Source organism: Streptomyces sp. NPDC104371 (assembly GCF_055583785.1).
Window position 1 is genome coordinate 47,690 of sequence record NZ_JBVJNF010000012.1, and the last position, 16,960, is coordinate 64,649.

Consider the following 16,960-nt stretch of genomic DNA (forward strand, 5'->3'; position numbering starts at 1 on the left):
CCCCGGCCCACCGACCTGAGCGCCTGGAAGAGTGCCACGGGATACGGGGCGGGGAGCAAGCCTTCCAAGGGCGAATGCACGCCCGGTTCCTGGGTCACCTGGACCACGCCCAAGGGCAAGTGCCGTACCGGCATCGTGAGCAATGACCCGCTGTCGGTGGCCGCTGTTCGCCGTCATGTCCCTATGGACAAGGTGTCCCGCTGTACCTCTGTGATCGTTCCGGCGGACGGGGGAAACACGCTTCCCCTGCTCCGGAGGTCAGCCAAGGAATCGAACTTTCAGACCAAGGACGGGGGCCGGTGGCGCCCCGTCGTCCCCCTCCGCAACCGAACCAACTCCCAAGAAATGAAGGCAGCATGAGCGCCCCCGTTCTGTACGGTCCCATCGGTCGCGCGGTCCGCAGGATCGCCCCGTTCCTGGAAGCGGATTCCTTGGGGGTGTATGTGGCCGCCCTCTCGATGTGGTCGGCCGCTATCGGCGGCTCCGTCAAGGTGTCTTCCCGTGGCAACGCCCGTCCGGTGCTTCTCTGGTCGGCACTGGTGGCCGGAACAGGCAGGGGCAAGGGAACCGCGCTCCGGGCCGCGCATCACGCCCTGGACAAGGCGCTGGGCCGTTTCGTAGCGACTCACACCACGTCCGGGATCACGTCCGGGGCGAGCATGGTCAACCATTTGTGGGATCAGCAGGAAGCGACTGCCGAGACCGAACACGGGCGAGACGTAAGGGCGTTCGTATGTGAGGAAGAGTGGTCGGAAGTGCTCCGCAGGGTGAAGCGTGATGCGTCGTTCACGACCAAACTGCGGACCGCATGGGACGGAGCAACACTGCGGAACACGACGAAAGATGAGGCGCAGGAAGTTCGCGACCCTGCCATGGTTCTGCACTGCCATGTCACCCCCTCTGACTGGGCGAAGTACGTAGGCGAGTCCGAAGCTGCGGGCGGCTCTTACAACCGCATCCTGCCCTTCCTGCTCGGGTCAGTGCCCATGCTGGACGACGACCGGGTGAGCCTGCCCGAGGTGGACGGGCAGGACCTGGCGGACGCTTACGGCTGGGCCACGGCCCGGCCGCGTGTGATCACGCTCGGGGAGGATGCCCGGCCGCTATGGCGGATCGTGCGCCGCTACGCCCGCATCCTGGGTGAGACCCTGCCTGAGGGCCAGGCCGTGTTCATCGAGCGAACGGCAGAACAGACACTCCGGGTTGCTGCCTGCCTGGCAGCGTCCGAGTGCTCGGAGACTGTCACCGAAGAGATGTTGTCCGCTGCCTTCACACTGGTTCGCCGCTCGGTCCAGGACGCTGTAAGGATCACCAAGGGGGCCACATCTCCGAAGGTGAAGCGGCAGCCGCTCAGCCTCGCCGACAAGGTCCGGGCCAGGATCGAGATGCACGGCGGCCGGGCTACGTCCTCTCAGGTGCTCCCGTATGTGGGGGCAACGGCTAGTGAGGTCCGAGCACTTCCCCAAGTTGTGGTGACTGTTGAACGTTCGGGCAAGACGGGCCGACCGGCCACCGTCTTCACAATCCGCGGTGACACTCCCATTCACCCAGAGCAGCCGAAGGGGGCTCCGAAGGTGCAGCCGGCCAGCGCAGAGCGTGAGGAGAACCGCGCGCCCGTTGTCCGCCTGGACGCCTACCGCCCGGAACGGAAGCGCCCGGAAGTGCTCGGAGACTCGAATCCATTCCTCGCACTGCTATAATCAATCAAAAAACTGCCCCGACCTGTGCGGTCGGGGCTTTCTCCATTTACGGCATCCCAGTGCCGGTATCCGTTTACAAATTCCTAACCATGACCGCGTACAGCGGGGAGTCGCCAGCGGGTTTTGCCTCGCCTATTTTGATGTAATTCCAACGCTCATACATAGCCTGGACTCTGGGGCGTTCAGTTTCTACCGTGAGTGAAACCATATCGGCCGTGGCTTCTTTGAGTAGCGCGTCGTGAATTTTCTGTGCACGCCCAGTACCACGCCATTTCGGAACGACCATAAGTTCCGACAGCGCGAAGACGGAGCCTCTAATATCCCAGGGGCGCGGGTGCCCTTTCCACCAGCCGCCCGGCTTGAACATAGAGCCGTACGCGTAGCCAACCGGGCCACCCTCCTCCCAGCCCGAAATACATAGCCAGTCTTCTCGTGAAGACCAACGGTCGACGTAGTAGGAGAAGCGCTCACGTGAGTGGAATTCGTCCGGGGTATCGGCATACGCCTCGTCATGGATGTCCAAAAGCAGAGAGCGTACGTCCCGTGCGTCTGCGTGCGTGTAGCGCTTCAGGTCCATTCGGCAGACTCCTCAATCCATTCGACAACTTCGGAAGCGTTCGAACCTGAGGCTACGAGCACCTTGCGTGTGGCAGCCAAAGTATTGGTCGTGCGCCCTGACCCGGACGCCGGAGGAAGCGTCACATACGCCTGTCGGCCGGTCGCGCTGGCTAGTTCCAAATCACCTTGCCTGGCCTGAGCGAGGGACAAGTGCGCGGTATATAAGGCCCGATTGCGGATCTTTTCCTCCGGAATAGACGTAAGAGTGCGGTGCAGGCAGTATTCAGCCCTCGCGTGCTCCCCGAGCGCTACCCATACGAACGCGGACAGGGCATCAAACTCACTGCTGTCGTAGAACTTGATCCACTCGGGGCGCTCTTGGTCGGAGGCCCGCGCAAAGGCGCGTTCGGCATCGTTGAGGGCTCGCAGAGCATCGGACCGCCGCGCTGGCAGGCGGGCTAGTCCGTTGGCGTTGCGTAGGTGCCCGAGAGAGGCGTACAGCGGATCTCGCCGTGCGATGGACGAGCGCTTCATCACCTCTGCACCGGCCACGGCTTCAGGGTGGTTCTCCCGCATGCTGGACGTCAGGAACATGTGGTTCCAGACATGAAACGTTGCCTCACTGTCCCGAGACAGGCCAGCGAAGGTCAGGGCCCTGTCGAGATGTACGCGTGCCCGATGCGGCGCCCTGGCGTCGAGCGAAGCAAATGCCGCAGAGCTGATGACCTCTGCGGCAAGCCGATGAAGCATGTCCTGTACACGAGCTGAGGCCGTGGACTGCGCCAGAGCGGATTGGATTCGAGAAGCCAATTCGACCGCGAGGTTCTCCACCCTCTTCGAGCCCCGTCCTGCGTCGTCATCCCGAAGAATTCCCACGTAGTCCTGATGGAAGCGCCGAACATCACTGATGCCGAGTCGCCCGAGGGTGCCGACATCCGAGATTCCCACGGCCAGGGCTGCCCCACCCACAGCGTTGAGGAGTGTGCGCCGACGCATGGGATCTTCCTTCGAGGGTGCAGTGCGCTTCTTGCGCGGCACGAACCCTAGATCTACGGCGCTGGCGGAGAGAACCCTCTCCAGAGAGATCCTGATGCGGTCCTGCGGCCATTTAGTCTCGCCGCGTAGCCATCGGCGCACATCTGAGTCGATGAGGTTGCCCGGCTTCCCGGTCAGAACGCCGATCTCAGCATTGACCAGACGTGCTAATTCTCCCTGCTTGAGCCGGAGTTCTTCCATCCGGGCTGCGAGCTTCCGGTTCGGCTGTGGCATGCCCTTACGGTAGCTCTGAGCGACGTCAAAGACACGAGCAAAGGTAAAAATCACCTGTGCCAGGCGAGGACGTTCCCCGCTCTTTCACCTGTTTCGGATGCCACAACGGCTGTTGACTGACCGTCGCAAGGACCCCCGCGACGCGCGAACGTCCGGGGGCGTGGCCACCAACCGACAGAGGGTTGACGACATGCCCAAAGCTACATCCCAACAGCCCGAGCGACACCAGCAGTCGGACACAGGTACCGACGCTCAGCAGGACGAGTACAAGACCTACGCGCCCAGGGGCGAGAAGTGCCGTAGGTGTCACCAGCCGTTCGGGAGCTTGGAAGTCGTTCAGCGGGTGAAGCCGCGCGGCGAGCCGTCCGGTCGCCCGTACGTGCATTACGGCAAGTGCCCGGAGTCGGAGGCCAGGGCGTGACGGCCCGAACGCTTCCCAAGGGGTGGAAGTGGTTCCAGTCGGCCGCTGACAGTACGTCTGAGAGCTACTGGTACGCGACGGCCCCGTACGACGTGGAAGCAGTCAGGGAGCTGTCCGGGTTCAACGACGGGGCGCCCTTGGCCGAACAGACCAGCCATCCCGCGTGGCACCTGGACCGAACAGTGTCCGCCCAGTCCTGGAACGCACTGCGTCTTGCGGTGAGCGAACAAATCAAGCTCCACCAGGAACTCACCCGCGGGAGGGATGCATGACTCGGGCAACGTACCGGTTCCGTGAGCACACGCTGATACCGGACGTGGCCGAGGGCGCGGATCCCACGTTCTATGCCATGGAGTGCAAACAGTGCGGGGATTTCAGTGAGGACAGTACGGATCAAGCTCCTGGCTCGGAGTGGGCTGCCGAACACCTCAAGGCCCACCCCGGCCATCTGACCTACTCGGGATTCATTACTCGTCCCTACCGGTTCGAGTCCGGAGCGTGGCTGTGACCTACCGACGCACGGCTATGCCCGAGGGGGACGACGACGTTCGAGCCCACGCGGAGCTCATTCCGCCCAGTGGCCACTCGTCGATGACTGACCAACTAACCAAGGAATAGGACCTGTCGCACCTGTTCGGTTCTCCCGAGTGACACCCCCTTGGACTCCCGCTCCCGGTTCACGCCGGGAGCGGGTCGCAAGACGGCGCGGGGACCGTATCCCCGCAACAGCACGACGAAGGGATAGGCAATGACAGCAGTCCCCGAGTTCGAGTTCCGCACGTCCACGGCGTGCACCTACAACAACAACGACCCCCGCTGTGTCGAGGTTGCGACGAACCTTCCCGGCAGGGTGGCGGTCCGCAACTCCGAGACCGGTGCAACGGTTGAGTTCACGCCCGTGGAGTGGACCGACTTCCTGACCGGTGCCAAGCTGGGCGAGTTCGACTTGTCGGCGTAGGGAGTCCTCATGGGGCAGTGTCCGCAGTGCGGCGGCAGTGCAGAACCCGATCCGGAGCACTCCGGGGTGCTGTGGTGTCTGTCGTGCTGGGGCGTCTGGACGCTGCCCCATGACCGGACGTGTCCCGGCCACCGGCCCACTCTGATCACTGCACTTCGCAGGCTGGACGAGGACCGGGATCTACGCCGCTGATCCGCCCCACACTCGCCCCCGTCGTGTGCCTCCCTCGTGGCGCATGGCGGGGGCTGATGGCATTGCGTGTCGACCTACTCCGGCGCTTCAGTGATCATGGGGGAATGCTGGGGAAGCCCCTTCCGGGAGGGGTGTTTGCACAGGTCAGAGCCGTACAGCCTGTAAAGCACGCAGATCTACGAGGGCACGAACCAGGTCCAGCGCGTCGTGATGGCGCGCAACCTGCCGTAACCCACGGCCTGTTGCCGCACGACACACAGGAGCGGGGCACCCCGTAAGGTGCCCCGCTCCTGTCATGTGCGTGCATCAGCCCATGTGCGTGCGTCAGCCGTCCAGGTCGTCCGGTGTCGCGTTCGACGGGCCCCGGCGGGTGCGCTCCTCGCGGGCCACGTCCTCGGCCGCGCCCAGGACGCGGACCGCGTTCTGCCAGGTCAGCTTGGCCAGGTCGGTGGTCGACCAGCCGCGGTCCAGCAGTTCCGCGATCAGGTTGGGGTAGCCGGAGACGTCGGCGAGGCCGTCGGGGGTGAAGGTCGTGCCGTCGTAGTCGCCGCCGATGCCGAGGTGGTCGACGCCCGCCACCTCGCGCATGTGGTCCAGGTGGTCGGCGACCGTCGAGGCCGTCGCGATCGGGCGCGGGTGGGTCTCCTCGAAGGCGTGGTGGACCTTCATCGCCTCCTCGGAGGAGTCGAGGTGGTAGAAGCCGTGGGCCCGCATGTTCTCGTCGGCCGCGGCCGTCCAGTCCACCGCCGCCTGGAGCACGAACTTCGGCACGAACGTCACCATGGCCACACCGCCGTTGGCGGGGAGGCGTTCGAGGACGTCGTCCGGGATGTTGCGCGGGTGGTCGCACACGGCCCGGGAGGAGGAGTGGGAGAAGATCACCGGCGCGGACGTGGTGTCCAGCGCGGCCCGCATCGTCGTCGCCGCCACATGCGAGAGGTCGACGAGCATGCCGAGGCGGTTCATCTCCCGGACCACCTCGCGGCCGAACTCGGACAGTCCGCCGACCTTCGGTTCGTCGGTCGCCGAGTCCGCCCACGACACGTTGTCGTTGTGGGTGAGGGTCATATAGCGCACACCCAGCTCGTACAGGCCCCGGAGCGTGCCGAGGGAGCCCGCGATCGAGTGGCCGCCCTCCGCGCCCATGAGGGACGCGATACGGCCCTCCGCGCGCGCCGCCTCCATGTCGGCGGCGGTCAGGGCGAGGCGCAGGTCGGCCGGGTAGCGGTCGATCAACTGCCGTACGCAGTCGATCTGTTCCAGCGTCGAGGGCACCGCGTCGGGCAGGTCGCTGCGGACGTACACCGACCAGAACTGCGCGCCGACGCCGCCTTCGCGCAGCCGGGGGATGTCCGTGTGCAGATGCGCGTGCTGCGGGCCTGCGATGTCGCGGGCGTCGAGGTCGTAGCGGACCTGCTCGCGCAGGGCCCAGGGCAGGTCGTTGTGGCCGTCGACGACGGGGAACTCGCGCAGCAGGGCGCGGGCCTGGTCCAGTGAGGTCATCGTGGTCACTTACCCGTTCCGAAGCCGAAGTTGCCGGCTCCCTCGACCTTGGTGCGCAGGCGCTTGCCCTTCTCGGTGGCCTGGTCGTTCAGGTCCCGCTGGAAGTCCCGCATCCTCTGCAGGAGTTCCTCGTCGTGCGCGGCGAGGATGCGGGCCGCCAGCAGGCCCGCGTTGCGGGCACCGCCCACCGAGACCGTCGCCACCGGGACACCGGCCGGCATCTGCACGATCGACAGCAGCGAGTCCATGCCGTCCAGGTGCTTGAGCGGGACCGGGACGCCGATGACCGGCAGCGGGGTGACGGAGGCGAGCATGCCGGGCAGATGGGCGGCGCCACCCGCGCCCGCGATGATGGCCTTCAGCCCGCGCTCGGCGGCGTTCTCGCCGTACGCGATCATCTCGTGCGGCATGCGGTGCGCGGAGACGACGTCGACCTCGTACGCGATCTCGAACTCGGCGAGGGCCTTGGCGGCGGCCTCCATGACGGGCCAGTCGGAGTCCGACCCCATGACGATGCCAACAACAGGGCTCATTCGGTGATGGTGCCTCTCAGGTAGCCGGCAGCGTGACGGGCGCGTTCCAGCACGTCGTCAAGGTCGTCGCCGTAGGTGTTGACGTGTCCGACCTTGCGACCGGGCTTCACGTCCTTGCCGTACATGTGGATCTTGAGCTGCGGATCGCGGGCCATGCAGTGCAGATACGCGGAGTACATGTCGGGGTAGTCGCCGCCGAGGACGTTGACCATGACCGTCCAGTCGGCGCGCGGGCGCGGGTCGCCGAGCGGGAGGTCGAGGACGGCGCGGACGTGGTTGGCGAACTGGGAGGTGATCGCGCCGTCCTGGGTCCAGTGGCCCGAGTTGTGCGGGCGCATCGCCAGTTCGTTGACGAGGATGCGTCCGTCGCGGGTCTGGAACAGCTCGACGGCGAGATGGCCGACGACGCCGAGTTCCTGGGCGATGCGCAGGGCCAACTCCTCGGCCTGGAGCGCCAGTTCGTCATCGAGGTCGGGGGCCGGTGCGATCACGGTGTCACAGACCCCGCCCACCTGCCGCGACTCCACGACGGGGTAGGCCACGGCCTGGCCGTGCGACGACCGTACGACGTTGGCCGCCAGCTCCCGTACGAAGTCGACCTTCTCCTCGGCGAGGACGGGGACACCGGCACGGAACGGCTCGGCGGCCTCCTCGACGGAGCGTACGACCCACACGCCCTTGCCGTCGTAGCCGCCGCGGACCGTCTTGAGGACGACCGGGAAGCCGTCCGCCGCGCCGTCGCCCGCGAGCTCCGCGGCGAAGGCGACGACGTCCTCCGGGTCGCTCACGATGCGGTGGCGCGGGCACGGCACACCGATCGCGTCGAGCCTGGCCCGCATCACGCCCTTGTCCTGGGCGTGCACGAGCGCGTCCGGGCCGGGGCGGACGGGGATGCCGTCCGCCTCCAGGGCCCGTAGATGCTCGGTGGGCACATGCTCGTGATCGAACGTGATCACGTCGCAGCCCTGGGCGAAGGCGCGCAGCGTCGCCAGGTCGCGGTAGTCGCCGATGACGACATCGCCTACGACCTGTGCCGCGGAGTCCTGTGGGGTGTCACTGAGAAGCTTGAACTTGATGCCGAGCGGGATGCCTGCCTCGTGGGTCATACGGGCGAGCTGGCCCCCACCGATCATGCCGACTACCGGGAACGTCACGCCCCCAGGGTATCCGTCACGCCGAACTGGCCGGATGTTGTCTCCTCGGGCACGATTCGATGCCACATGTGACCGGTTCCGTCCCCTTCTCACCCCCGTGACCGCATTCTTTCCGTCCTCATGCACACGGCCGCGGGCGGCGCCCACAGCCGCTGGTTAGCATGGCGGAGTTGACGTATTCCCTCGGCCCGGAAGCCGACGGCCGATACGACCGACGAAGCACGACCGACACGACCGAACGGCACGACCGATCCGACGGGGGCTGGCAACACGATGGGCAGTGGTTCCACGGGCCTGAACGGCGAGCCCCATGGCCGGGTGCGCGGGCGGCTCGACGTACTGATCCGCGAGATCGCCAAGTTCGGCGCGGTCGGCGGGGCGGGCCTGCTGGTCAACATGCTCGTGTTCAACCTGGTGCGGCACACCACCGGGCTCCAGGTGGTCCGGGCCAGCGTCGTCGCCACGGTCGTCGCGATCGTCTTCAACTACATCGGGTTCCGCTACTTCGCCTACCGGGACCGCGACAAGGGCGGCCGGACCCGCGAGATGACGCTGTTCCTGCTGTTCAGCGCGGCAGGCCTGGTGATCGAGAACGGCGTGCTGTACGTGGCGACGTACGGGTTCGGCTGGGACAGCCCGTTGCAGAGCAACGTCTTCAAGTTCGTCGGGATCGGCCTCGGAACGCTGTTCCGCTTCTGGTCGTACCGGACGTGGGTCTTCAGGGCCCTGCCGGTGCGCGAGACCGTGGAGGGCGCGGAGTCCCTGCTCGCGGCGCAGGCGCAGGTCCAGGTGCAGGCGCAGGCGCAGGCGCAGGTGAAGGTGCAGCAGGAAGTGCGGCGCGTCCACCGCTGAGCGCCTGCCGACGGCTACCTGACCGTCCGCTCCTGCTCCTCGCCCTCCAGCGGCGCCTTCAGCGGCGTACGGGACAGGAACAGGCCGAAGACCGGGGGCGCGGTCTGGAGCATCTCCAGACGGCCGCCGTCGGCCTCCGCGAGGTCGCGGGCGACCGCGAGGCCGATGCCGGTGGAGTTGCGGCCGCTGATGGCGCGCTCGAAGATGCGGGAACCGAGCTGGGGCGGCACGCCCGGACCCTCGTCGGTGACCTCCACGACCGCCTGGTTGCCGGTGACGCGGGTGCGCAGCGCGACCGTACCGCCGCCGTGCATGAGCGAGTTCTCGATCAGCGCCGCCAGGACCTGGGCGACCGCGCCGGGGGTGCCCACGGCCCGCAGATGCCGTTTGCCGGAGCTGACGATCGCCCGGCCCGCGCTGCGGTAGGCGGGGCGCCATTCGGCGATCTGCTGCTGGATGACCTCGTCGAGGTCGAAGGAGACGGCGGAGCCGGTACGGGGGTCGCGGGCGTTGGTGAGGAGCCGCTCCACCACGTCCGTGAGGCGCTCGACCTGCGTGAGCGCGATGGTCGCCTCCTCCTTCACCGTGTCCGGGTCGTCGGTGAGGGTGATCTCCTCCAGCCGCATGGAGAGCGCGGTCAGGGGCGTCCGCAGTTGGTGCGAGGCGTCCGCGGCCAGGCGCCGCTCGGCCGTCAGCATGCGCGCGATCCGCTCGGCGGAGGAGTCGAGGACATCGGCCACCCGGTCCAGCTCGGGGACGCCGTAGCGCTTGTGCCGCGGCCTCGGGTCGCCGGAGCCGAGCCGTTCCGCGGTCTCGGCGAGGTCGGTGAGCGGTGAGGTGAGGCGGTTGGCCTGGCGTACGGCGAGCAGCACCGCGGCGATGATCGCGAGCAGCGCGACCAGGGCGATGATCAGCAGGGTGCGGCCGACCTCGCGGGTGACGGCGGAGCGGGGCTGCTCGACCCGGACGGTCTCGCCCTCCTCGCCCTGGGCCGTGGCCCGGATCATATCGCCGACGGGCCTGGTGCCGACCTTGACGGTCGGCTTGCCGGGGATGTCGATCTCGGCGTACTTGTCGCCGGTGACCTGGTCCTTGAAGAGCGCGCTCTTGACGTCCTCGTTGGTGAGGAGACGGCTGTCCACGATGCTGGCGAGCCGCAGCGCCTCGGACTCGACGCGCTCCTGGGCGCTGCTGCTGATCGTACGGGTCTCGACGATCACGAGGGAGACGCCGAAGACGGCGATCACCACGAGGACGACGGCGAGGGTGGACTGGATGAGACGACGGCGCACGGGGGCCCTCCGGGCGATGGCATGACAGGGACCAGTGTGCCCCGAACGGGGAGGCGCCCTTCCGGGGCGCCCGTGCCGTGCTGCCGGTGCCCGGCGTCAGCTCTTCTCGAAGCGGAAGCCCACGCCGCGTACCGTCGCGATGTAGCGCGGGTTCGCCGCGTCGTCGCCGAGCTTCTTGCGGAGCCAGGAGATGTGCATGTCCAGGGTCTTGGTGGAGGACCACCAGGTCGTGTCCCAGACCTCGCGCATCAGCTGGTCGCGGGTGACGACCCGGCCCGCGTCCCGGACGAGGACCCGCAGCAGGTCGAACTCCTTGGCGGTGAGCTGGAGCTCCTCGTCGCCCATCCACGCGCGGTGCGACTCGACGTCGATGCGCACGCCGTGCGTGGCGGGCGGCTGCGCGGGCTCGGTGGCGCCGCGCCGCAGCAGCGCCCGGACCCGGGCGAGCAGCTCGGCGAGCCGGAAGGGCTTGGTGACGTAGTCGTCGGCGCCCGCATCGAGGCCCACGACGGTGTCCACCTCGTCGGCGCGCGCGGTCAGGATGAGGATCGGGACCGTATGGCCCTCGGCGCGCAGCCGGCGGGCCACCTCCAGGCCGTCCATGCCGGGCAGCCCCAGGTCCAGCACGACCAGGTCGACGCCGCCCTGCATACCGGCGTCGAGCGCGCTGGGTCCGTCCTCACGCACCTCGACCTCATATCCCTCGCGTCGAAGGGCACGGGCCAGTGGCTCAGAGATGGACGCGTCGTCCTCGGCGAGCAGTACACGGGTCATGGGGTGATGGTAGTCCGCCCGCGCGGGGCGCAAGGGGGTGATGGCGGGTGTGATCGGCGCACGCGGGTTCTTACTTGGGACTCTTCGGGCGCCCCCACCGCGGGGGGTATCGGACCCCGGCCTGGCAAGGTGGAGAGGCCGTGCCTGCGCCTGTGAGGTGTCATCCCGTCAGGGACCTTCGAATACATGTCCGTGGTTCCGGCATCACCTGTGATTCGTGTCTCAGGTTCTTCCATGTCCGCTACTGTCATGCCGTATGGTGACCAGAACGCCTGTAGCACCATTGGAGACCTTTGGCGAGCACATGACGCTGAAGGTCTCTTTTGCGTGCGGGCTGGTTCTCACCAGCCTCGACAAGGAATGACCTGTGGCCGGGCCCCGCACACAACGACGCGTGCGGAGCGTGGATCCCGGTGGTCGCCGTCCGTCGCTTCGTGATCCGGAGCGGAGACCCTGGGCGTGGGGTGGACGACCGATACCGCCGGTGCCGGCCTTCCCCCACCGGGCGCGCAACGCTCCAGCCGCGCGTCCCGACCAGCAAGGAACGACCCATGGCGTCCAGCCTGACGAAGGACTCGGTCCGACCGGGCACACCCGGTTCCGAGAAGACCTTCTTCGGCCACCCCCGCGGACTGGCCACTCTCTTCATGACCGAGATGTGGGAGCGGTTCTCCTACTACGGCATGAGGTCCCTGCTCCCGCTGTACCTGGTGGCGCCGGGCGGCCTGCACATGAACGCGGCGACGGCGTCCGCGATCTACGCGGTGTACCTGTCCCTCGTGTACCTGCTGGCGCTGCCGGGTGGCTGGTTCGCCGACCGCGTCCTCGGTCCGCGCAAGACGGTCGCGGTGGCGGGCGTCATCATCATGCTGGGTCACCTGACGCTGGCGCTGCCGTCCACGGGCGTCTTCTTCGCCGGTCTCGCCCTGGTCGCCATCGGCTCGGGTCTGCTGAAGGCCAACATCTCCACGATGGTCGGTCACCTCTACAAGGGTCCGGACGACCCGCGCCGTGACGGTGGCTTCACGATCTTCTACATCGGGATCAACCTGGGCGCCTTCGTCGCGCCGTTGATCATCGGCACCATCGGTGAGAGCGTCAACTGGCACCTGGGCTTCGCGCTCGCCGCGCTCGGCATGGCGATCGGCCTGGGCCAGTACCTGCTCGGCGGCCGTCACCTGGACGAGCGGAGCAGCGTCGTGCCGACGCCGATGTCGGCCGAGGAGAAGTCCGCCACGCTGCGCAAGGGCCTGATGTGGCTCGTCGTCGCCGCGGTCTTCTACGGCATCGTCGGCTTCACCGGCCACTTCACCCTGAACTGGGCGCTCATCCCGCTGACGGTCATCGGCCTGATCGTGCCGATCCTGGTCATCGCCCGGATCCTGCGCGACAAGGACCTCGACGGCGACGAGCGGTCGAAGGTGCGGGCGTACATCTGGTTCTTCGTCGCCGCCGCCGTCTTCTGGATGATCTACGACCAGGGTGGTTCGACCCTGGCGCTGTTCGCCGACTCGTCGGCCAAGAACACGATCTTCGGCTGGGAGTTCCCGGTCTCCTGGTACCAGTCGGTCAACCCGGTTCTGATCATGGCGCTGGCCCCGGTCTTCGCCTGGCTGTGGCTGGCGCTGAACCGGCGCGGCAAGGAGCCGAGCACGATCGTGAAGTTCACGTCGGGCCTGGTCCTGGTCGGCGCGTCGTTCTTCGTGTTCCTCGCTCCGCTGGCGATCGCCGACGGCGGTCACAAGGCCGCGGCGCTGTGGCTGGTCGGTATCTACTTCCTGCAGACCGTCGGTGAGCTGACGCTGTCTCCGGTGGGTCTGTCCGTGACGACGAAGATGGCGCCGAAGAAGTACGCCTCGCAGATGATGGGTGTCTGGTTCCTCGCGGTCACCGCGGGCGACTCGATCACCGCTCTGCTGTCGAACCCGGCCGTCGGCGGGGTCAACCTCGACAAGAGGGGCTTCGTCGCCCTGGAGGCCGTGCTCGCCGTGGTCGCCGGTGTCGCGGTGTGGATGTACCGCAACAAGGTCAAGAAGCTCATGGGCGACGTCCGCTGAGGCCTGGTCGGCCGGACCGAACCGACGGAGGGCCACCGCATCTTCTGATGCGGTGGCCCTCCGGGCGTTCTGCTGATGCGTTTACGCGGGCGCGCCGAGTTCCGCCCAGACCGTCTTGCCCGCGACCCCGGGGGTCCGGACGACTCCCCAGTCCAGGCACAGGCGTTGGACGATGAACATGCCGTGGCCGCCGGGGCGTCCGGCGCGGTGCGGGGTGCGCGGTGCGGGCAGGCCCGCGCCCTTGTCGGAGACCTCCAGGCGCAGCACCTTGCGGTCGCACGTGATCCACAGCTCGTCCGGGCCCTCGGCGTGCAGACAGGCGTTGGTGACGAGTTCGGAGACGACGAGCAGGACGTCCTCGGCGGCGGCCCTGCGGTCGGCGCCGACGGCGGGCAGCCAGCCCCACGCGTACAGCGCCTGACGGGTGAAGTCCCGGGCGAGCGGGACGACTCCGCTCCGGCCGTCGAAGCTCAGTCTGCGGGCCTGTCGGCCGGAGGGGGGCTCCCCCGCCGCCGTGGCCCCCGCTTGCGCGGGCATGCCGGAGCAGGCGCCCTCGTCGTCCCCCCGGGGCGTTCCGGAAGCGCCGCTGGGCTCAGGGCCGCGGTCGCCCGGCGAGTGGGGCCGGGTGGTGCTCATCAGCGCTTCACCTCACCGTGTCACCAGTTCACGATTCAAAACTCAGTACGGAGATCATCGACGTTTCCGTCGCTTGTTGCTCGTGCCGTTCGCTCGGGACCTGTTCATCGCGGCTTGCGCCCCCGGCTGCCGATCTGTTCAGCATGTCTCCTGCCCGAGCACACCGCCGGAACACCCATGGATTCGACCGGTGACTGTGACGCGCGTAACGCGTCGATCACTCGGGAACACCTGGGCAAGCCCCCCGGCCCCGCGCTACTCGGTCAGGGCCGCGTCCAGCGTCTCGTGGACGGTGAAGACGGCCTCCGCCCCGGTGATCTCGAACACCCGGGCCACCACCGGCAGCATGCCCGCCAGATGGACTCCGCCGCCCGCGGCCTCGGCCTTCAGCCGGGCACCGAGCAGGACGTTGAGTCCGGTGGAGTCACAGAACTCCAGTCGTGAACAGTTCACGACGAGCCGTGAGAACCCCTTGGCGAGGCAGTCTTCGAGCGGTTCGCGCAGCAGATCGGCGGTGTGGTGATCCAGCTCACCCGCCGGGGTCACAACAGCGCTCGTGCCCTCCTGCCGCACCTCGACCAGAAGCCGGCCCGACTGTGCGCTGCCGACCGTCCCGCGGTCCATGCCGTCTCTCTCCCGACCGTTGTCGCTGATGCTGGACGCCATCGAACACTACGCCTTCCTCACACCTCCCGGACACCCGAACAACCCCTCAAATTCGGACATTTCACCGCAGAGCTCACTTGCGACAGGCCTGCGAAACCGGGTAGGGCTAGTAGGGACACCTACTCAACACGGCCGGCTTCGGAGGCGCCGCACACCGCAGTGCACGTATTGGCATCGGCGGCCATACGCCGAGAACGATGGAGGACATCATGTCACCCCGGCTCGACGCATCGCAGCCCCAGAGGGCGACGTCGGCACCCCCACCGCAACGACCGGACCACGACCCCGTGGACGGCTCGACGGAAGGCGCACTCGCCGGACTCCCGGAGATCCCCCCGTACGACGAGGTGGGACCCGTGGACGCACGGGCCCTGTCCAAGACGCTCTTCGAACGGCTGGAGTCGCTCGAGGAGGGCACGCACGACTACGCGTACGTCCGCAACACACTCGTCGAACTGAACCTCGCCCTGGTGAAGTTCGCCGCCTCCCGCTTCCGCTCGCGCAGCGAACCGATGGAGGACATCATCCAGGTCGGCACGATCGGCCTGATCAAGGCGATCGACCGCTTCGAACTCAGCCGAGGCGTCGAGTTCCCCACCTTCGCGATGCCGACGATCATCGGCGAGATCAAGCGCTTCTTCCGCGACACGTCGTGGTCCGTACGCGTCCCGCGCAGGCTCCAGGAACTCCGCCTCGACCTGGCGAAGGCAGGCGACGAACTGGCGCAGCAGCTCGACCGGGCCCCCACCGTGGCCGAGTTGGCGCATCGCCTCGGCCTCTCCGACGACGAGGTCATCGAGGGCATGGCGGCGTCGAACGCCTACACGGCGAGTTCGCTCGACGCGCAGCCCGAGGAGGACGACTCCGAGGGCGCACTCGCGGACCGCATCGGCTACGAGGACCACGGACTCGAAGGCATCGAGTACGTCGAGTCGTTGAAGCCCCTGATCGCCGAACTCCCGCACCGCGACCGCAAGATCCTCTCCCTGCGGTTCGTGGCGAACATGACCCAGTCGGAGATCGGCGACGAACTGGGCATCTCACAGATGCATGTGTCCCGCCTGCTGTCCCGAACGCTGGTACGGCTGCGGAAGGGACTCACGGTCGAGGAGTGACGACTCCCCGACCGCGTACGGCCCCCGGCGTCATGCCGGGGGCTGTGACGTGTGCGCGCCGCTGGGGCGCGCGGGGTCAGACTTGGCGCACCCCTCGCCGCCACACCCTGCTGACCAGCGGGACGCCCGGCCGGTAGGCCAGGTGGACATGGCTCGGTGCGTCGAGGAGGGCCAGGTCCGCGTACGCGCCGGGGGTGAGGCGGCCGATGTCCGTGCGGCGCAGGGCCTCGGCTCCGCCCGCCGTGGCCGACCAGAGCGCCTCGTCCGGGGTCATCCGCATGTCCCGTACGGCGAGCGCGATGCAGAACGGCACCGAGGACGTGAAGGACGAGCCGGGGTTGCAGTCCGTCGACAGGGCCACCGTCACGCCCGCGTCCAGCAGGCGGCGGGCGTCGGGCCACTCGGCGCGGGTGGAGAACTCGGCGCCGGGCAGGAGCGTGGCGACCGTACGGCTGTGCGCGAGCGCGTCCACGTCCGCGTCCGTCAGGTGGGTGCAGTGGTCGGCGCTGGCCGCGTCGAGTTCGACGGCGAGCTGTACGCCGGGGCCGTACGACAGTTGGCCCGCGTGGATACGGGGCTGGAGGCCCTTCGCGCGGCCCGCGGTGAGGATCGCGCGCGCCTGGTCGCCGTCGAAGGCGCCCTTCTCGCAGAAGACGTCGATCCACCGGGCGTGCGGCGCGCAGGCGTCGAGCATCTCGCCGGTGACCAGCGCCACGTACGCGGCCGGGTCGTCGGCGTAGTCCGGGGAGACGATGTGCGCGCCGAGGTAGGTGACTTCGTCGGTGTGCGCGGCGGCGATGCGCAGGGCGCGGGCCTCGTCCTCGACCGTGAGGCCGTAGCCGGACTTCGTCTCGAGCGTGGTGGTGCCCTGGCGGAGAGCCTCGGCGAGGTAGCGGACGAGGCCCGCCTCCAACTCCGCGTCCGTCGCGGCCCGGGTCGCCGCCACGGTCGTACGGATGCCGCCCGCCGAGTAGCCGCGGCCCGACATCCGGGCGTTGAACTCCTCGGTGCGGTCGCCCGCGAAGACGAGGTGGGAGTGGGAGTCCACGAAGCCCGGGATGACCGCCCGGCCACCGGCGTCGACCCGATTGTCAGTGGCGGGTGCTTTGCTTGCTTCACCGGTCCACGCGACGCGGTCGCCGTCGATGACGACGGCCGCGTCCTGGATCAGCCCGAGCGGAGACGAGTCACCGAGGGAGGGATCGTTGGTGACCAGGCTGGCGATGTTGGTGATGACCGTGCTGCTCATGGGTTCCTCGTGGGTGGGACAGGGAGCGGGT

At 67.9% G+C, this 16,960-nt stretch carries 16 protein-coding genes; 6 read left to right on the forward strand and 10 right to left on the reverse strand.

The window, feature by feature from the left end:
- The first annotated feature begins 356 nt into the window (after positions 1 to 356).
- The gene (locus ACZ60T_RS29535) at positions 357 to 1,700 is read left to right on the forward strand and encodes a DUF3987 domain-containing protein (protein WP_469668685.1); all 1,344 of its coding nucleotides are present in this window, start codon (positions 357 to 359) and stop codon (positions 1,698 to 1,700) included.
- Positions 1,701 to 1,773: 73 nt separating this feature from the next.
- Here ACZ60T_RS29535 and ACZ60T_RS29540 read toward each other — a convergent pair whose 3' ends face one another.
- On the reverse strand, positions 1,774 to 2,277 hold the full coding sequence (locus tag ACZ60T_RS29540; RefSeq protein ID WP_469668686.1) for a GNAT family N-acetyltransferase: 504 nt from the start codon (positions 2,275 to 2,277) through the stop codon (positions 1,774 to 1,776).
- A complete protein-coding gene (locus tag ACZ60T_RS29545; protein WP_469668687.1) occupies positions 2,268 to 3,527 on the reverse strand; it encodes an XRE family transcriptional regulator in 1,260 nt (419 codons plus the stop codon). Before ACZ60T_RS29545 ends, ACZ60T_RS29540 begins: the two co-directional genes overlap by 10 nt.
- Positions 3,528 to 4,216: 689 nt before the next feature.
- On the opposite strand from ACZ60T_RS29545, the gene ACZ60T_RS29550 reads away from it, so the two are divergent.
- Together ACZ60T_RS29550 and ACZ60T_RS29555 are read left to right on the forward strand one after the other, a co-directional pair.
- Positions 4,217 to 4,456, forward strand: coding sequence for a DUF7848 domain-containing protein (locus ACZ60T_RS29550; protein ID WP_469668688.1), 240 nt, complete (start codon positions 4,217 to 4,219; stop codon positions 4,454 to 4,456).
- Positions 4,457 to 4,696: 240 nt separating this feature from the next.
- Positions 4,697 to 4,906, forward strand: a complete 210-nt coding sequence (locus ACZ60T_RS29555; RefSeq protein WP_469668690.1) for a DUF397 domain-containing protein — start codon at positions 4,697 to 4,699, stop codon at positions 4,904 to 4,906.
- Between the two features lie 516 nt (positions 4,907 to 5,422).
- Here the strand turns inward: ACZ60T_RS29555 and ACZ60T_RS29560 are convergent.
- From ACZ60T_RS29560 to ACZ60T_RS29570, 3 genes are read right to left on the reverse strand one after another with little or no spacing between them, the layout of a single operon-like run.
- Complete coding sequence (locus tag ACZ60T_RS29560; protein WP_365625113.1) at positions 5,423 to 6,601, reverse strand: dipeptidase; 1,179 nt, start codon at positions 6,599 to 6,601, stop codon at positions 5,423 to 5,425.
- 5 nt (positions 6,602 to 6,606) lie between these two features.
- Positions 6,607 to 7,134 carry a 5-(carboxyamino)imidazole ribonucleotide mutase gene (gene purE, locus ACZ60T_RS29565; RefSeq protein ID WP_365624107.1) on the reverse strand — a complete coding sequence of 176 codons (528 nt, stop codon included), beginning with the start codon at positions 7,132 to 7,134 and terminating at the stop codon, positions 6,607 to 6,609.
- On the reverse strand, positions 7,131 to 8,288 hold the full coding sequence (locus ACZ60T_RS29570) for a 5-(carboxyamino)imidazole ribonucleotide synthase (RefSeq protein ID WP_469668691.1): 1,158 nt from the start codon (positions 8,286 to 8,288) through the stop codon (positions 7,131 to 7,133). Before ACZ60T_RS29570 ends, purE begins: the two co-directional genes overlap by 4 nt.
- Positions 8,289 to 8,561: 273 nt before the next feature.
- Here ACZ60T_RS29570 and ACZ60T_RS29575 point away from each other — a divergent pair, with 273 nt between their 5' ends.
- Positions 8,562 to 9,140: a GtrA family protein gene (locus tag ACZ60T_RS29575; RefSeq protein ID WP_469668692.1), complete on the forward strand. Its 579-nt coding sequence runs from the start codon at positions 8,562 to 8,564 to the stop codon at positions 9,138 to 9,140.
- 14 nt (positions 9,141 to 9,154) lie between these two features.
- On the opposite strand, the gene ACZ60T_RS29580 is transcribed toward ACZ60T_RS29575, so the two are convergent.
- On the reverse strand, positions 9,155 to 10,432 hold the full coding sequence (locus ACZ60T_RS29580) for an ATP-binding protein (protein ID WP_469668693.1): 1,278 nt from the start codon (positions 10,430 to 10,432) through the stop codon (positions 9,155 to 9,157).
- A gap of 96 nt (positions 10,433 to 10,528) precedes the next feature.
- Positions 10,529 to 11,206, reverse strand: coding sequence for a response regulator transcription factor (locus ACZ60T_RS29585; RefSeq protein WP_071368616.1), 678 nt, complete (start codon positions 11,204 to 11,206; stop codon positions 10,529 to 10,531).
- A 551-nt stretch (positions 11,207 to 11,757) separates the two neighbouring features.
- Here ACZ60T_RS29585 and ACZ60T_RS29590 point away from each other — a divergent pair.
- Entirely contained in the window at positions 11,758 to 13,263 is a 1,506-nt protein-coding gene (locus tag ACZ60T_RS29590) for a peptide MFS transporter (RefSeq protein WP_365624116.1), read from the forward strand.
- Positions 13,264 to 13,344: 81 nt separating this feature from the next.
- Here the strand turns inward: ACZ60T_RS29590 and ACZ60T_RS29595 are convergent, their stop codons facing one another.
- Together ACZ60T_RS29595 and ACZ60T_RS29600 are read right to left on the reverse strand one after the other, a co-directional pair.
- A complete protein-coding gene (locus ACZ60T_RS29595) occupies positions 13,345 to 13,899 on the reverse strand; it encodes an ATP-binding protein (RefSeq protein WP_365624118.1) in 555 nt (184 codons plus the stop codon).
- A 255-nt stretch (positions 13,900 to 14,154) separates the two neighbouring features.
- A complete protein-coding gene (locus ACZ60T_RS29600) occupies positions 14,155 to 14,523 on the reverse strand; it encodes an STAS domain-containing protein (RefSeq protein WP_365625116.1) in 369 nt (122 codons plus the stop codon).
- Positions 14,524 to 14,762: 239 nt separating this feature from the next.
- On the opposite strand from ACZ60T_RS29600, the gene ACZ60T_RS29605 reads away from it, so the two are divergent.
- Positions 14,763 to 15,680, forward strand: coding sequence for an RNA polymerase sigma factor SigF (locus ACZ60T_RS29605; protein WP_365624120.1), 918 nt, complete (start codon positions 14,763 to 14,765; stop codon positions 15,678 to 15,680).
- Positions 15,681 to 15,756: 76 nt separating this feature from the next.
- Here ACZ60T_RS29605 and hutI read toward each other — a convergent pair whose 3' ends face one another.
- Positions 15,757 to 16,929 carry an imidazolonepropionase gene (hutI, locus tag ACZ60T_RS29610; RefSeq protein ID WP_469668694.1) on the reverse strand — a complete coding sequence of 391 codons (1,173 nt, stop codon included), beginning with the start codon at positions 16,927 to 16,929 and terminating at the stop codon, positions 15,757 to 15,759.
- Positions 16,930 to 16,960: the final 31 nt, after the last annotated feature.

Bases quoted from the DNA above. Each gene is read 5' to 3' on its own strand.
- ACZ60T_RS29555 (WP_469668690.1), top strand. From the start codon at position 4,697: ATGACAGCAGTCCCCGAGTTCGAGTTCCGCACGTCCACGGCGTGCACC.
- ACZ60T_RS29540 (WP_469668686.1), bottom strand. From the start codon at position 2,277: ATGGACCTGAAGCGCTACACGCACGCAGACGCACGGGACGTACGCTCT.
- ACZ60T_RS29605 (WP_365624120.1), top strand. From the start codon at position 14,763: ATGGAGGACATCATGTCACCCCGGCTCGACGCATCGCAGCCCCAGAGG.
- purE (WP_365624107.1), bottom strand. From the start codon at position 7,134: ATGAGCCCTGTTGTTGGCATCGTCATGGGGTCGGACTCCGACTGGCCC.
- ACZ60T_RS29600 (WP_365625116.1), bottom strand. From the start codon at position 14,523: ATGGACCGCGGGACGGTCGGCAGCGCACAGTCGGGCCGGCTTCTGGTC.
- ACZ60T_RS29560 (WP_365625113.1), bottom strand. From the start codon at position 6,601: ATGACCTCACTGGACCAGGCCCGCGCCCTGCTGCGCGAGTTCCCCGTC.
- hutI (WP_469668694.1), bottom strand. From the start codon at position 16,929: ATGAGCAGCACGGTCATCACCAACATCGCCAGCCTGGTCACCAACGAT.
- ACZ60T_RS29590 (WP_365624116.1), top strand. From the start codon at position 11,758: ATGGCGTCCAGCCTGACGAAGGACTCGGTCCGACCGGGCACACCCGGT.
- ACZ60T_RS29575 (WP_469668692.1), top strand. From the start codon at position 8,562: ATGGGCAGTGGTTCCACGGGCCTGAACGGCGAGCCCCATGGCCGGGTG.
- ACZ60T_RS29585 (WP_071368616.1), bottom strand. From the start codon at position 11,206: ATGACCCGTGTACTGCTCGCCGAGGACGACGCGTCCATCTCTGAGCCA.
- ACZ60T_RS29535 (WP_469668685.1), top strand. From the start codon at position 357: ATGAGCGCCCCCGTTCTGTACGGTCCCATCGGTCGCGCGGTCCGCAGG.
- ACZ60T_RS29595 (WP_365624118.1), bottom strand. From the start codon at position 13,899: ATGAGCACCACCCGGCCCCACTCGCCGGGCGACCGCGGCCCTGAGCCC.
- ACZ60T_RS29545 (WP_469668687.1), bottom strand. From the start codon at position 3,527: ATGCCACAGCCGAACCGGAAGCTCGCAGCCCGGATGGAAGAACTCCGG.
- ACZ60T_RS29550 (WP_469668688.1), top strand. From the start codon at position 4,217: ATGACTCGGGCAACGTACCGGTTCCGTGAGCACACGCTGATACCGGAC.